The sequence below is a fragment of the Ruegeria sp. AH12 genome (assembly GCF_056541465.1).
The window spans coordinates 1-582 of record NZ_JBQFYL010000195.1 but is presented as its reverse complement, the minus strand read 5'-3'; the positions used below and the strand labels follow the sequence as shown (position 1 = coordinate 582).

At 57.7% G+C, this 582-nt stretch carries 1 protein-coding gene and 1 pseudogene; both read right to left on the bottom strand.

The genetic code is table 11. The features are described 5' to 3' along the window. Positions 1–367 (bottom strand): MGH1-like glycoside hydrolase domain-containing protein (locus tag ACR0EL_RS22585; RefSeq protein WP_480502368.1); only part of this gene is annotated, 367 nt, incomplete at its 3' end. After that, positions 364–582: pseudogene (locus ACR0EL_RS22580) on the bottom strand (carbohydrate ABC transporter permease); the annotation flags it as partial. The pseudogene ACR0EL_RS22580 and the gene ACR0EL_RS22585, both read right to left, overlap by 4 nt.

Sequence of the window (582 nt, the reverse complement as noted above, 5' to 3'; positions counted from 1 at the left end):
CGCCATCTTTTTCCCAGATCTTCCGCGCCACAGTTGCAGCCACCGGGGGCTGAATGATGCCTGAGGATGGGATCGGCCCGTGGCCACCCCAGACATCCGGGCCGGGGTAATATCCGTCATCCTGTTTGTGGAACAGGATATGCGGCACCATTCCATCATCCCACTGGCCCGAGAACAGTGTTTCAAGTTCCACCCAGGCTCGATCAATGTCGAACTCGGCAAAACCAAGCGCCGCAATCGCGCTGTCCCAATTCCATTGATAGGGGTAAAGCCCTTCGGTCGGGATGGTGTAGCCGCCGCGATCATTGGCAACCAGAATGTTGCGCGCCTCGCGGTCGGGGTTTGTATGTTGGTTCATCTCAGTCATCCTTTGACGGACCCCGCAGTCAGGCCCTTAGTCATGAAACGTTCAAGTCCCAGGAACAGCGCCATGATCGGAACGGTGGCGATCACCGCACCGGCCATCAGATGCTGTCGGGGAATTTCCGAGGAGTTCAGCATCGTGACGCCTCGGGTCAGGGTAAATTTCGAAGGGTCGTCCAGCAGCACGAAGGCCAGCAGGAACTCGTTCCAAGCGATCAT